Origin of the sequence: Actinoplanes sp. URMC 104, from assembly GCF_051386375.1 — a bacterium.
Lineage (GTDB): Bacteria > Actinomycetota > Actinomycetes > Mycobacteriales > Micromonosporaceae > Actinoplanes.
The window spans coordinates 59,596-73,244 of sequence record NZ_JBPQTO010000008.1; the positions used below are offsets into that span (position 1 = coordinate 59,596).

15 protein-coding genes are annotated in these 13,649 nt (G+C 69.0%); 6 read left to right on the top strand and 9 right to left on the bottom strand.

Annotation, left to right across the window (positions count from 1 at the left end; all coding sequences use genetic code 11):
- Nucleotides 1–775 precede the first annotated feature (775 nt).
- Nucleotides 776–1,672, top strand: coding sequence for a hypothetical protein (locus ACSNN8_RS25230; protein WP_436652023.1), 897 nt, complete (start codon nucleotides 776–778; stop codon nucleotides 1,670–1,672).
- On the opposite strand, the gene ACSNN8_RS25235 is transcribed toward ACSNN8_RS25230, so the two are convergent.
- Genes ACSNN8_RS25235 through ACSNN8_RS25270 form a run of 8 tightly spaced genes read right to left on the bottom strand, consistent with a single transcriptional unit; the run spans nucleotide 1,623 to nucleotide 8,989 of the window.
- Nucleotides 1,623–2,492 (bottom strand): hypothetical protein, encoded by an 870-nt coding sequence (locus ACSNN8_RS25235; RefSeq protein ID WP_436652024.1) that lies wholly within the window; start codon nucleotides 2,490–2,492, stop codon nucleotides 1,623–1,625. The genes ACSNN8_RS25230 and ACSNN8_RS25235 overlap by 50 nt on opposite strands.
- Nucleotides 2,489–3,604: a cysteine protease StiP family protein gene (locus tag ACSNN8_RS25240; RefSeq protein WP_436652025.1), complete on the bottom strand. Its 1,116-nt coding sequence runs from the start codon at nucleotides 3,602–3,604 to the stop codon at nucleotides 2,489–2,491. Before ACSNN8_RS25240 ends, ACSNN8_RS25235 begins: the two co-directional genes overlap by 4 nt.
- Complete coding sequence (locus tag ACSNN8_RS25245; RefSeq protein WP_436652026.1) at nucleotides 3,601–4,815, bottom strand: phosphoribosyltransferase family protein; 1,215 nt, start codon at nucleotides 4,813–4,815, stop codon at nucleotides 3,601–3,603. Before ACSNN8_RS25245 ends, ACSNN8_RS25240 begins: the two co-directional genes overlap by 4 nt.
- Nucleotides 4,812–5,966: an HpcH/HpaI aldolase/citrate lyase family protein gene (locus tag ACSNN8_RS25250; RefSeq protein ID WP_436652027.1), complete on the bottom strand. Its 1,155-nt coding sequence runs from the start codon at nucleotides 5,964–5,966 to the stop codon at nucleotides 4,812–4,814. Before ACSNN8_RS25250 ends, ACSNN8_RS25245 begins: the two co-directional genes overlap by 4 nt.
- Before the next feature lie 4 nt (nucleotides 5,967–5,970).
- Nucleotides 5,971–6,630, bottom strand: coding sequence for a TerD family protein (locus ACSNN8_RS25255; protein ID WP_436652028.1), 660 nt, complete (start codon nucleotides 6,628–6,630; stop codon nucleotides 5,971–5,973).
- A 5-nt stretch (nucleotides 6,631–6,635) separates the two neighbouring features.
- Complete coding sequence (locus ACSNN8_RS25260; RefSeq protein WP_436652029.1) at nucleotides 6,636–7,220, bottom strand: TerD family protein; 585 nt, start codon at nucleotides 7,218–7,220, stop codon at nucleotides 6,636–6,638.
- Nucleotides 7,221–7,247: 27 nt separating this feature from the next.
- Nucleotides 7,248–7,829 carry a TerD family protein gene (locus ACSNN8_RS25265; RefSeq protein ID WP_436652030.1) on the bottom strand — a complete coding sequence of 194 codons (582 nt, stop codon included), beginning with the start codon at nucleotides 7,827–7,829 and terminating at the stop codon, nucleotides 7,248–7,250.
- An 11-nt stretch (nucleotides 7,830–7,840) separates the two neighbouring features.
- Nucleotides 7,841–8,989 (bottom strand): DUF475 domain-containing protein, encoded by a 1,149-nt coding sequence (locus ACSNN8_RS25270; protein ID WP_436652031.1) that lies wholly within the window; start codon nucleotides 8,987–8,989, stop codon nucleotides 7,841–7,843.
- A 123-nt stretch (nucleotides 8,990–9,112) separates the two neighbouring features.
- Between ACSNN8_RS25270 and ACSNN8_RS25275 the strand changes: the two genes are divergently transcribed.
- The 5 genes from ACSNN8_RS25275 to ACSNN8_RS25295 all read left to right on the top strand — a co-directional run bounded on the left by ACSNN8_RS25275 (nucleotide 9,113) and on the right by ACSNN8_RS25295 (nucleotide 12,628).
- Complete coding sequence (locus tag ACSNN8_RS25275) at nucleotides 9,113–9,691, top strand: TerD family protein (protein ID WP_436652032.1); 579 nt, start codon at nucleotides 9,113–9,115, stop codon at nucleotides 9,689–9,691.
- Between the two features lie 5 nt (nucleotides 9,692–9,696).
- Nucleotides 9,697–10,878: a toxic anion resistance protein gene (locus ACSNN8_RS25280; RefSeq protein WP_436652033.1), complete on the top strand. Its 1,182-nt coding sequence runs from the start codon at nucleotides 9,697–9,699 to the stop codon at nucleotides 10,876–10,878.
- Nucleotides 10,879–10,882: 4 nt separating this feature from the next.
- Nucleotides 10,883–11,347, top strand: coding sequence for a hypothetical protein (locus tag ACSNN8_RS25285; RefSeq protein WP_436652034.1), 465 nt, complete (start codon nucleotides 10,883–10,885; stop codon nucleotides 11,345–11,347).
- A gap of 16 nt (nucleotides 11,348–11,363) precedes the next feature.
- Entirely contained in the window at nucleotides 11,364–11,918 is a 555-nt protein-coding gene (locus tag ACSNN8_RS25290) for a TerD family protein (RefSeq protein ID WP_436652038.1), read from the top strand.
- Nucleotides 11,919–12,166: 248 nt separating this feature from the next.
- Nucleotides 12,167–12,628, top strand: a complete 462-nt coding sequence (locus tag ACSNN8_RS25295; RefSeq protein ID WP_436652035.1) for a hypothetical protein — start codon at nucleotides 12,167–12,169, stop codon at nucleotides 12,626–12,628.
- 664 nt (nucleotides 12,629–13,292) lie between these two features.
- Here ACSNN8_RS25295 and ACSNN8_RS25300 read toward each other — a convergent pair.
- The coding region (locus tag ACSNN8_RS25300; protein WP_436652036.1) for a DUF4232 domain-containing protein at nucleotides 13,293–13,649 on the bottom strand (357 nt) is incomplete at its 5' end.

The window sequence follows — 13,649 nt, forward strand, 5'->3', positions numbered from 1 at the left end:
CAGGGGGCGGGCTAAGGAACTTCTGTCTGCGCTGCCTGCCGTGGCCACCCGACGGGCAAAAGTAGAGCGGCGAGTGCGGCCGCACGGATCGCGGACCCAGGGCCGACAAATCAATGATCGTCATCGAGCATCACTAGACCGTGGCGGCCTACGCCGACGGGATCATCGGCCTAAGCCCCGGGCGCCGACCGCGACGGCAGCCCGGTTGTCCACGAGGATGCCCACGCCGACCTGGCCGCGTCCGCGGCGGCCTCATCGCTGAAAACCTCGTACACTACGTCGGCGGCCACCTGCGATTACGCATTCCCAACCTGCCCGCCGCCGGCCGGTGGCACGATCGTCAGCATGATGGTGCCGCCCAAGGGTGCTCACACTGGCCTCAACACGGAGTCGGTTCTGATTCCGCTGGAGTGGAAGGCGAAGTTGGGCAGGGCAGCTGTTGATTTCGCGACGCCGCCCCGCGAGGGCGGCCACGGGAAGATTCGAGCATTTGGCCTGGGCAGGAATACAGGGCTGGGCGGGCTGGCCCCCGCCTCTAGCGCCAAGGGCTGATTCCTCACACGTCATGGGATTTTCGATCAAATTGGCGCCCGGGGTGCGGATCCGGGCCTCGTCGCGGGGACTGCGTACCAGCCTCGGGCCGCGGGCTGCACGCGTGCACTTCGGGGGTGGGCGCACCGCAATTTCAAGCGGAATCGGGCCCGTTAGCTTCTACTCGTCGTTGTCCGGCGGCGGTCGGAGCCGCGGGCAGGGCCAGGCCGCGTACAGGCGTGCGGTGGCCGCGCAGAGCAGGCGGGCCGATAAGGAGGCGAAGGCTCGCGAGTTGGCCGACGCGTTCGACCGGATTTTGAACTTGCACCGGGTGGAGTTTCCGCCGGCGCGCCGGCCCGTTGCTCCCGCGCCGCCGCCGGTCGATCGGGCCGCGATCCTGGCGCACTACGAGCAGCAGATGCTCGGTGGCATCGGCCTGTTCAAGCGGGCCGAACGCGCCGCCGCCCGGGAGCAGGCGGTGCTGCTGGCCGAGGCCGAGGCCGACCGTCAGGCCCAGCGGCTGAGGGCGCAGCAGGCCCAGTGGCAGCGCGACTTGGACGTCCAGTGGGAGCTGCTGGCCGACAACGATCCGGACACCGTCCTCGCCACGCTGGCAGAAGCCTTCGAAGACAATGAGGCGCCGGCCGCAGCGGTTGGCGTGAACGGGGCTGTGGTGTCGCTCGTGCTGCTAGTGCCGCCGGCGACGGAAGCGGTGCCCGAGCAGGTGGCTGCTCGTACCTCAGCCGGCAATATCTCGCTCAGAAAGATCACCGCCACCGACCGGGCCACGTACTACGCGCATTTCGTCTTCGGGCAAGTGCTGGTGACCTTGCGGGAGGCGTTCGCGATCGCGCCGGGGCTGTATTCCGCGCGGGTGGTCGTTCTGCGTGATGCCGGCCGGGACGCGTACGGTCGGCCTGTGGTGCCCTGTCTGGGCGCGCTCACGGTCACGCGCGCCTCCCTGACCGGGATCCGGTGGGAGGAGGCGGACGCCGAGCGCATCATCGCCGCGGTGGCGTCGGGCGCGCTGTTCCGCCGCACCGGCCGTATGAAGGAGCTGTCGCCCATCGACCTGAGCCGCGAGCCTGACATTAGCGCCTTGATCGCCGCCGTCGACCTGGATGACCTCGCTGAAGGGTGAGCGCGGCGTTGAGAAGCCAGGCGGCGATCTCTTCCCCGGCCCGTACGCCGGAGTGCGCGGTGACCTTGACCCGTTGTGCCTGCCAGCCGCCCTCGTGCAGTTCGCCGTGCGCCGGCCGTACCCCGTAGTCGGCGGCGGCCAGAAGGTCCCGGTCGAGCACCGAGTCTCCGGCGGCGAGCACCACGTCGCAGCCGAGCCGGCCGGCGATCTCGGTGACCGCGGCCTGTTTGGTGAGCAGCTCCGGTAGGCAGTAGAGCTTGCGTCCCTGTAGCGACACCACCCAGCCCCGCGCGGCCGCCCAGCCGGTCAGGTCGTCCAGCAGGGCCGGCGGCAGTTCCGCACGCTCCACGATGGCGTAGCAGAAGAAGTCGTCGGCGGTGTGTAACCGGGCCAGGTCGGCGAGAGAGCCGAGGTGGTTCCGGATCTCGGCGAGCGAAGCGCACGTTGCGCCGACCCGGTCGGACACGTGCCGCGTCCACGCCGCATCAGGCTGTCCGTCAACCAGGATCTGAGCGCCGTTGGCGACGATCGCGAAGCGGGCGGGACGCTCGGTTAGGCGTACCCGCCGGAACTGGGCCATCGTGCGGGTTGTGACCGGCACGAACGGCGCGGTCCGGTCAAGGGTGTCGAGGAGACGGCCGGCGGTACGCGTGTAGTAGCTGAGCGGCTGCCCTTCGCGGATCTCGGCCACGGTCAGCCGCGGCGGGTCCGGGTCGTCCGCGGCTAGGCCGAGCGCGGCGGCCGAATAGATTAGAGTGCGGTCGAGGTCGGCCGCGATCAGAGGCCGTCCCCGCAATCCTGCGGACGGCAGATCGATCATCCGGTCAGCTCTCGGATCAGACCCACACAGAGGTACGGCAGCCCGGGCACTTCTTCGACCGGGACACCGCGCTGGGCGGCCAGCAGCAGGATGTGCTCGGCGTCGGAGCCCGCGTCCGGGCGTATCAGCACCCGCCAGGGCACCCGGCGCAGCAGTACCCGGGTCGTCTCGCCCACCCCGGGCTTGATCAGGTTGGTGTCGCGGATGCCGTATTCCCGCCCGATGCGCTGGACCGCCTCCCATCCCGACCAGGTGGGTGTGCGGTTGGAGGCGGCCAGCCGCGGCCAGTCCCGAGCGATCGCGGGCGAGACAGAGTCGAACCATCTGCTCACGCTGTCGAGGAACAGCCCGGAGACGTCTGCGCCGGCCAGGTCGGCATAGAACTTGGCGCCGTGGAAGTCCTTCGCGGCGAGCAGAGCGGGATTGCAGACCGTCCGCGAGACCAGGCCGGACACCGTCGAGTTGAGGCAGGCCGACGGCACGAGATAGTCGTCGCGGCTGCCGTGCAGACTGGTGCAGCTGCCCGGGTCGGCGAGCACGGCCAGCGGGCCCGGGACGTCCAGCCTGTCGCGGCGGCGCAGCTCCTCAAGCGCGCCGGCCAATTCCAGGGCGATCGCGCCCTTGCCCGTCCAGCCGTCCACGAACACCACGTCGGCCGGGTCGTGCCGGTCGGCGACCCAGCGCAGCGCCGCGGCGTCGATGCCCCGGCCGCGGACGATGCTGACGGCGTAGTGCGGCCGGTCGAGCCCGTGGACGTGCCGAAACCATCGACGTAGCAGGATCCCGATCGGGGTGCCCGCGCGGGCCAGCGACAGCAGCACCGGGCGGGTGCTTACCCGGTCGCGGATCAGCTCGGCCAGCACGCCGACGTCATGGGCCAGCCGGGCTGCGCTGTTGTCCAGCGCCCGGTGGAAAAGCGCCACGTACTCGTCGGTGGGCTGGTATTCGATTGGCAAGGACTCGGCATAGTGCGCCCGCCCCGCTTGGATGGCTTGCTCGCGCTGTTCGGCGGGTGCCTCCAGCCGCACGCCGGACAGGTCGGTGAGCAGCCAGGCAACCTCGTCGCGGCGGTAGGAGCCGAAGGTCGGCCCGCGCAGCGGCGCGATGCTCACGGGACCTGCTCGCCGACGGTAGCCACGATGACGTGGTCGCTGACGGCGCCCAGCGCGGGCACCAGTCCGCCTGCAGTGGTCAGCCGTTCGCGGTCAACGGCCAGGTCTACGACCAGCAGCACGGCGTCGACGTCGAGACCGGCCAGGTTGTACGCGAATCGGGCGCCTTGGCCGTCGGGCGCTTCGAATGTGATCGCGTTGCGGATCGCGTATCCGGGCTGGTCGATGGGGACTGCGGGGGAGCGGGTCGTGCTCGCGAAGAGCACCCGGTCTCCGCGCTCGGCGAGCGCCGCGGCGAGCCGCAGAGGGGTGTACATCAGCTCCTCGGTGCCGAGGACCAGCAGGCGGCGTACGCGCGGAATGTGCTCGATGAGGGTGGGTATTGCCTCCTCGAGGCGCTCGCGGTCGGTGGGGTGGAAGCCGTGCCGGGCCGTTTCTGGCAGGCCGGCGGGCCACGGCAGGCGCAGGTGATCGACGTGGGGGTGCCGGGTCGGCCCTCGCGGCGGTTCGGCGTAGCGTTCGGCCAGCTCCCGGCCGCGGGCCAACGCATTGTCGGGGAGGGTCAACCGGGCGTGGGCCGCGGCGACGACCGAGACGGGTAAACCGAGCGCGTCGAGTCGCTCGTGGGCGGCGGCGTCGACCAGCGTCGCTACCACGTAATGGCTGTGCGGACCCAGGGCGTGCAGCTCGCGGATCGTGTTGGCCGCTGTCCGGCCCGTGCTGAGCTCGTCGTCGACCAGCACGACCGGGCCGCCCCGGGTCAGCAGGGAGGGATCGGCCGGCATGAGCTGATGGTCGGTGGCGTGCGAGTGCTCCTCGGCGAACGCGGCGACCGGCGCGACGCCCGTGCTGAGGCGGCGGGTGGAGTGCAAGCAGGACGCGCCGGGCAGCATGTCGGCCACGCACTGGCCGAGCGCTGTGGCGGTCTCGGCGTAGCCGATCACCAGCGGCGGTTCGGTAAGGTCGCCGAGCTGGGCACGCACCAGGGCGCCCAGCCGATACGCAGCGCCGAGCGAGTGTCTCGGCTCGACCGGTACATGCTTGCCCAGTACCCGCGAGACCAGCAGGTGTGCGCGCTTCGGGTTGTGCCGCAGGGCCAGCCCGAGCGTGGCGTGAGCCGTGCCGGTCAGGGTGGCGGGTAGCCGCTCGCTCAGCCAGGCGCCCGGCCACGGCGGCCCTCCGGTGCGGGATCCGGCGGTCGCGGCCTTCATCCGGCGGTGCCGGCGACGAGCAGGTCGACCGCGTTGAGGCCCTCGGCGGCGACGCCGAAGAGTGCGGCGCGCCGCATGGTGCGCTCTGCCCAGGCGTGATGCGGCTTGGACTCGTTCATCTTGTTGCGGTAGGCCGACGCCCGGACCCCGCCGCCCGCGCTGGTCGCGAGCACGTCCTGGGCGTCGGCGTACTCCTCGGCGGTGACCACCGTCAGCGCGTGCACCACCGGGACATGGCTCGGATGGATGACTGTCTTGCCGGTCAGCCCGTTCGCCTTGTCCAGCACCACCTCGCGCAGCAGGCCGTCCAGCCCGGCCGAGATCAGGTCTTGCCGCAGGCCGGTCGCGTTGTGCGCATGGAATGGCGACTCGCGCAGCTGCGGCTTGAACAGCCGGCCCGTTTCGCCGAAGTACTCCCAGACCGGGCCGGTGATCACGTGGCCGGAGCTGTCAGCGCGGCCGAAGACGTTGACAATGGCCGCGATGGCCTCGGCCACCACGCGGACGTCGTAGACCGACAGACCGCGGGCCCGGCGCAAACCGTACGCGGCGGAGAGGTCGGTCGCTCCGATGCGCAGGGCCAGCACGCTGCCCGGATACTTGCCGATCAGGCGACGGATCCCCTCCAGCGTGCCGTCCCGGGTCTCCTGGTGGATGACGTCGGGTGACTCCAGCACCGGCATGGCGAACAGCGTCCGGCCGGTGGCGGCCTCGGCGTCCAGCAGCGCGTCGAGGAACTCGGCGCCGTCGGACTCGCCGAACTTCGGCAGCACGAAACCGGTGAGTACGGCGGGGTCGGCGCCGAGCCCGCGGGCGATTCCGCCGATCTGGTCCGGGCGGCGGACCCGCACGAAGACCAACGGAGCTTCGGCTGCGGTCAGGCCGCACAATTGGTCGACGACGTTGCGCTGGGCGGCGGCGACGTCGTCGTCGGCGATCGCGTCCTCCAGGCAGACGACCGTGCTCACGACGCCCCGCGCGGCGACGCGGCGCAGGTCGTCCGTGAGGTGGGGCCGGTTGCCCGGCAGATACAGCGTGGCACCCAAGGCGTGGGCGAGCAGCTCCGGTCCGGCGCACCGCTCGAACGGCTCAGGCGGCACGGCGAAGAGCTTGTCTCGGACCTTGTGGTCGAGGTGGGCGAAGTGCCGCATCAGGTCACTTGCTGCCCGGTGACCACTGCATGCCCCAGCCGTAGAGGGCATCGAGCACGTCCTGACCGCCTCGGATGTAACGGATCTCGCGGCGTACGGAAAGATCGTTCCCGGTGTTCTCGATCATCGCGATGGCGCAGGTGATGGCTTGGTCGTCGGCCTCGTCGAGCCGCACCTCGATCTGCGGGCCGCTGGCCGGGAACACGGTGACCACGCCGTCCGCGGCGGCCCAGTTGGGCACCCCTTCATAGATGAACGCAAACACAAGGATGCGCCGGATGGCATCGCGGTGCCGCAGGTCGACGAGCAGGTTCTCGCCCTGGGAGTTGGCTCCCGATCGGTCGTCGCCGTCCAGCCGGCAGATCGGCTCGTCGCCGAAGGTGTGGTAGTCCTCGAACATGCCGCCCAAGGCCTGCACGACACCCTTGGAGCCGTCGGTGTACTCGTACAGGCACCCCAGGTCGAGATCCACGCCCGGTGCGGACTTCTTCCGGAACAGGCCGCCGCCGGACGCCGCCTGCTGATTCCAGTTCAGGTTGACCCGCAGTACACCGGTCGCCGAACCCTGCTTGGTCAGCGAGACCGTCGGCGTCGACTTGGTAAGGCTCACCTTCGACAACGACACCGGGGGTGTGGGCGCGCGTTTCGTGTAGTCGATGGGCATCGCGATCACGCCACGTTGACGCCGAAGTCCTGAGCGATGCCGCGTAGCCCGGACGCGTAGCCCTGGCCGACCGCCCGGAACTTCCACTCCGCGCCGTTGCGGTAGACCTCGCCGAAGACCATGGCCGTCTCGGTGGACGCGTCCTCGGACAGGTCGTAGCGCGCCAGCTCCTGCCCGTCGGCCTGGTTGACCACCCGGATGAACGCGTTGCGCACCTGGCCGAAGGACTGCTTGCGTTGCTCGGCCTCGTAGATCGACACCGCGAAGACGACCTTGTCGGTGTCCGCCGGCAGCTCGCCCAGGCGCAGGTTGATCTGCTCGTCATCGCCGTCACCGGCGCCGGTCAGGTTGTCCCCGGTGTGCTGCACCAGCCCGTCCGGCGTGGCCAGGTTGCCGAAGAACACGAAGTGCTGATCCGACACCACCTTGCCGTCCGCGTCGACCACGATCGCGCTGGCGTCCAGGTCGAAGTCCGTGCCGGTGGTGGTACGCACATCCCAGCCGAGACCCGCGGTGACCGCGGCCAGACCGGCCGAGCCGGCCTGCTTGGTGAGCGAGACGTTCCCGCCCTTGACCAGGCTGACAGTCATGGTTGCTCCTTAGTCAGGTTAGTCAGGCTAAAGGTGTGGGGTGATCGCAGGCAGCAGGTCGGCGAAGGTGCGGCCGGACGCGGGCACGCCGACCGCGGTCATCACCCAGCCGTCGCTGCCCCGGGTGAGCTTGCACATCAGCTGCGCCGTGTGGGTGCCACTACCGGACAGGTCGAAACGGGCCAGCTCGCGGCCCGTGGTCTCGTCGACCAGGCGGCAGAACGCATTCTCGATTTGGCTGAAGTCCTGCCCGGTGAACGAGTTCACGACGAAGAAGAGGGTCTGTACCGACGGCGCGACGGCGCTCAGGTCGACGATGATGCTTTCGTCGTCGCCATCGCCGGCGCCGGTGCGGTTGTCGCCGGTGTGCGTCACCGAGCTGTCGCGGCTGCGTAACTGCCGGAACCAGACCTGGTCGAGCACGGTACCTGCGGCGTCCAGCAGCACACATGACGCGTCCAGGTCGATGTTCTGCTCCTTCTTGCCGCCGAACAGGCCGCGCTTCTGTACGGCGTCCCAGCCGAGGCCCATCCGCGTGCGGGTCAGTACGGCGCTGCCAGCCACCTTCTGCAGGGAAACCGCCTCGCCCTTGCGCAGGCTCACACCCATGGTCTTCACCCCTAGGAATTGATGAGGACGTGCCGGCGCTCCTCGGCGGCGGCGGCCAGGCCACCCCGCCGGTTGCGCACGACGGATGAGATCATCGCGGCAGCGATGAACGCGATGCCGACCAGACCGGTGATCACCTCGGGCACCTCGTGCTTGATGCTGACGAGCAGAATCACCGCGAGGGCGCCGATCGCCCAGTGCGCCCCGTGTTCGAGGTAGGCGTACTCGTCGAGCGTTCCCTTGCGCACCAGATAGACCGTGAGCGACCGGATGTACATGGCGCCGACGCCGAGGCCGGCGGCGATGATGAAGATGTCCTGACTGATCGCGAACGCGCCGACCACACCGTCGAACGAGAATGAGGCGTCCAGCACCTCGAGATAGAGGAAAAGGAAGAACGCAGCCTTGCCTGTTACCTGCGCCGTCTTGCTGGGGCCGGAGGACTGGCTCGAGGGCGCCAGCGAGTTCTCAACGGTCAGTGCGTCGCCGTGGATGCCCGCGCTGCCCGCGCCGTCCTCCGAGCCTTCCGATTCGAACAGTTCGCCGAGTCCGTTCACGAGCATGTAGGTCACGATGCCCAGACCACCGGCGATCATCACGGTGGCTGGGCTCGGCGCCAGCGTCTCGGCCACGACGACTAGCGTGGCCAGGGCAACCACCGAGGAGACCTGGTTCAGCTTGCCGATCCGGGCCAGCGGCCGCTCCAGCCAGCCCAGCCAGGTCACCGCTCGGTCCTCGAAGACAAAATCGAGGAAGAGCATCAGCAGGAACGTGCCACCGAACGCGGCGATGCTTGGGTGCGCGTCGTGCAGCAGATGCGCGTACGTGCCCGGCTGGTCGGCCGGCCCGCCTTCCAGCGCTAGCCGGACCACCTCGATCGGCCCGATCTGCGCGGTGACCCCGACGAGCAGCAGCGGGAAGAGAAGCCGCATGCCGAACACGGCGATCAGCACGCCGACGGTGAGGAACAGACGCTGCCAGTACGGGCTCATCCGCTCCAGCACCGTCGCATTGACCACCGCATTGTCGAAGGAGACCGAAATCTCCAGCACGCAGAGAATGGCGACCAGCACCAGGGCGTCGGGGCCGCCGAGAAACAGTGCGCCGGCGAGGGCCGCCACGGTAATCGTGAGAGACCACCCGAAGGTTCGGATAAACACGCGTCAAACGTTAGGCACACCTCGGCCGGGAATGGGCGAGAATCTCCGTTCTCGGCCGCGTCTGGTCCTCGTATAGAACGATTGGCCGGTCAGAACCATGGGAGAGGATGCGGAGGCGGAGAGATGTCGGTCAGTCTCACCAAAGGTGCCAATGTTTCACTCACGAAACAGGCGCCCAATCTTCGAGCCGTCATGGTCGGCCTGGGCTGGGACGAGCGCGCCACGTCCGGCGCGGACTTCGACCTGGACGCCAGCGCCCTCATGGTCGACGGTCAGGGAAAGATCTTGTCAGACAAGCACTTCGTCTTCTTCAACAATCTGAACAGTCCGGACGGGTCAGTCCAGCACACCGGAGACAACCTGAACGGTGGCGGCGACGGCGACGACGAGATGATCAATGTACGCCTGAACGATGTCCCGCCCGAATGTCAGCGGGTGGTTTTCCCGGTCTCGATCTACGAGGCCGAACAGCGCCGCCAATCCTTCGGGCAGGTACGCAACGCTTTCATCCGCATCGTCAATTCGGACAACGGCATGGAATTGACACGTTACGACCTCGGCGAGGACTTCTCGACCGAAACCGCCATGATCTTCGGGGAGCTGTACCGGCACGGCAACGAATGGAAATTCCGTGCGGTCGGCCAGGGATATGCGTCCGGACTCGCCGGCATCGCCCGTGACTTCGGCGTGAGCGTGGGCTGACCGGCATGTCGAGTCTCGATCTGGGCGGCGCACCCGAACCGCTGGTGCTCACACCCCCCGCCCCCGTCGCTGAGGTGACCCTCGAGCAGGCGGCCGGCGCCGTCGCGGTGCCTGCCGCCAAACAGACCGAGCTGCAGCAGCGCGCCGCGGGCTTCGTCGCCGAACTGGCGGCACTCGACACGCGGTCCCCGGAGTTCGCCTCGAAGATTGCCTCGATCACGAGCCTGGGCGACCGGGACATGCGGGCGGCCGCCACCGCCTCCAGCCGGATGCTCGAAAGGCCCGCCGCGGCGGTGAGTAAGAGCGGCGGCGACGCCCAGGCCAGGGTGGCCAGGACGCTGGCCGACCTTCGGATCACCGTCACCGAGCTGGACCCTAAACGGGCCGACCTCACCGGCGTCAAGAAGGTGCTGAGGTGGATGCCGGGCGGCGACAAGGTCGATCGCTATTTCGCCCGGTATCGCTCCGCTCAGAACCACCTCGACGCGATCATCCGGGCACTGGCCTCAGGTCAAGACGAGCTGCGCAAGGACAACGCGGCCATCGAGACCGAGAAGGCCAACCTGTGGGCCTCGATGGGCCGGCTCAGCGAGTACAACGAGCTCGCCGCTGCACTCGACGAGGCGCTCGTTGCCCAGATCGCGGCGCTGGAACAGGCGGGCCGGTCCGAGGATGCAACGACGATGACCTCGGATGCGTTGTTCGCAGTGCGGCAGCGGCGGCAGGACATCATGACCCAAATGGCCGTAAGCGTGCAGGGCTACCTGGCGCTCGACCTGATCCGCAAGAACAACCTCGAGCTGATCAAGGGCGTCGACAGGTCGCAGACCACGACGGTCGCTGCGCTTCGGATTGCCGTCATCGTCTCGCAGGCGCTCGCGCGGCAGAAACTCGTGCTGGACCAGATAAACGCGCTCAACACGGTCACGTCGAACCTGATCGAAGCCACATCGCAGCAACTGCGCACCCAGGGTGCCGCGATCAACCAGCAGGCCGCCTCGGCGACCGTTGACGTGACCAAGCTGCAGGCCGCGTTCGACAACGTCTTCGCCACCATGGACGCCATCGATACGTTCCGCGCCCAGGCGGTCGAGTCGATGGAGCAGACCGTGCACGCGCTCGAGGGCCAGGTGCACCGGGCCCGTCCATACCTGGAACGGGCCCGGCAGCTGGACGGCGGAAGCTGAACCCGTGCGCTGGTTCCGCCGCGAGGAGAAGCCGGTGCGGGCCGTCGAGCCGCCGCAGCCCGGCCCCGCCCTCGACGAGGCCGACCGACGCATCAACCGCAGCGCCGGGCAGTTACCGATTTGGGCGACCGTGCAAGCCCGCTGGATCACCGACACCCTGCGGACGATCCTCGGCACCACCCAGCAGCAGGCTCTGGAGGTTAGCACTGTGGTTCTGGTAACCGCGACCGTGGCCGACTATCTCCCGACCACACTCGACCGCTACCTCGCCATCGACGAAAACCAGCGCGACAAGCCGCGAGCCGACGGGCGCACCCCGGTGGACCACCTGCGCGACCAGCTCGCCGATCTGCACGCCGCGGCGACCGAGGCGCTCGCCGCCGTGCGGGACCGCGACGCCGACGCGCTGACGACCCAGGGTGCCTTCCTGCGCACCAAGTTCACCCGCTCCGACCTCGACCTCTGGTGACCTGAGCGTGGCCGCGATGAAGCGAGGCGCCAACGCGTCGCTCACCCGGGAGATCACCGACCTGACCGGGGTCGTGCTCGGTGTGCGCTTCGACGCTGGGGCCGAGCGGGTGCTCGCCGACAACCTGGTCGTCGCAGCCGTCTTGTGCGATCCGGCCAAGCGGGCGCTCTCCGACGACCACTTTGTGTTCTTTAACCAGCTTGCGACGCCCGACCTGTCCGTCCGCAAGATCGAAGAACTGCTGGGCGCTGACCGCGACCAGATCGAGATTGATCTGTCCGGCGTGCCGCCGCTGGTGACGCGCATCGTGATCATCGCCTACGTGAACGAGGGGCTGGCTCAGCGCCGCACCCTGGGCCGTCTGCGCACCTGCGAGATCCGCGTGCTCAACCTGAACGGCGGGGCCGAGCTGGTGCGCTCCGAAAACCTCGCCGAGGGGCTGACTTCGGAGACCGCGCTGGCGCTGGGCGAGGTCTACCGGCACGGTCGCGAATGGAAGTTCCGGGTGCTGGGGGACGGTTACGACGACGGGATCGCCGGGCTGGCCCGGGACTACGGGGTGGGGCTGTGACGCTCGGGTCGCCCGAGGACGCGCCGCCGCGCACTGACTTGCCGTACCTGCGGCACCGCGGTCGCCCGTCCCCGGTCCCGGTCCCGAAAGTCGCTCCTTCCTCCTCTTCCAGCCTGGATCTGGCATCCGCTCCCAGGCCGCCTCGCAGGCTTGCCCCTCTACGGCGGACCGCACCGCACGGCCCACTACAGCTGACTAGCGAGTCGCCCACCGCCGTGCTGACGCGGGTCCAGTCCGGCGTGTGCACGATGACGGTGGCCGTCCGCTGGTCCCAGCCGGCGATGGGCCGGCTGATCATCGCCTACCAGCTGGACAACGGTGACCAGCGCCTGTTCACCCCGCTGGACGGGCCGCTGGTCACCGCAGACTGCCTGCTGCTCGACCACCGCGGAAGCCATCCGGTGCTGACGATCGACCTGCTTCACGTCCGCACGCTAGCCCGCGTCCTGCTGGCAGCCACCCCGCATCTTGCGGCCGCCCCGCTGACCGGCGCGCTCGTCAGCACCACGTACGGCGGCGCCCGCATCGACCAGCCGATCTCGATTCCCGCGCCAGCCGGTGTCGCGGTGCTCGCGACGATCCATAACCTGGACGGTGAGCTGGTGCTCCGCGCCGAATGGGACGCGGTACGCGGGTCGCTTCAAGACGTCTGTCAGGCGTACGGGTACGACCGGGTGACCTGGCTCGACCCCGGCACGCCGCTGCGCTGAGGCCAGATGTCAACCTCACGTCCACAGGAATCTTCCTACAGGCGACCACCGTGTGCCTGTCGCGCGTATCGGTCTCTGGACACACATCAACGACACCTTCGAATGGCTTTGAAGTGATCTGAGCGAGGACCGTCTCGCTGCCAGGTTGATCTGTCATCTGCAGTCCAACGCGGGCGTATCTCTGCCCAATCGCTGGGCTCAACATCGCAAGCAGGCTTAGCAGGCCGCCAAGTGCCTCCATGATTGCTTGTTTCAGAGCTTCGCTCATGCGGGTCAGCGTGCCGGAGGCCAGGCCGAGTCGTGCCTGTGCGATCTTCCGTATCGCTGTGGTCTGATCCTTCCGCGATCAGCCGTGGGGTCGCCATCGGCATCCAGCCCAGCCCGGTAGCGGCTGATCTGAGCGTCGCCCTCTTCGATCGCGCGGGGGAGTTCTTCGGCCGCCGTGTCGGCGTGGTGCTCCGCCTGCGCCTGCCGCGACGGGCGCAGGCCGCGGTCGAATACCACCAGCTGAGCCGGTCGGCGAGCATCGAAGCCACCGCGACGAGCATGGCCACCAGCGCCTGCCGCCCTACGTCGAACGCAACACACTGGTCTACCGCGACGCGAACCACAGACCACCGCCTACTCAACGGCTCTGGCGCCGCTGGAGCGAGCGCCGGGCTGATCAGGTGTCCTGGCCGGTGGTGCCGCGGAAGACCGGGTGCACCTGCAGCTCGGCGCAACCGCCGGTCCAGGCGACGGTGACCGCCGTCGTCCGCTTCGGCGGGGTGATGCGCAGCTTGGTGACCGCCGGGCAGGCCCTGCCGTTCCCGGTCGCGTTCAGCGCCTCGATGACGGCGGAGACGGTGTCGCCCCTCTCCAGCAGGAATGGCGACACTTCGTCGGTGCCTTTCGCCTGCCCGCCGGCGAAGCCGCGCGGGGTCTGCGCGACCGGCACCCGCGCGCCGGCGGCGGTGAGGCCGACGACCGTGGGGTAGCCGGCGAACCAGCAGTCCGCTCCGTTGTTGCGGAAGTGCGCCGG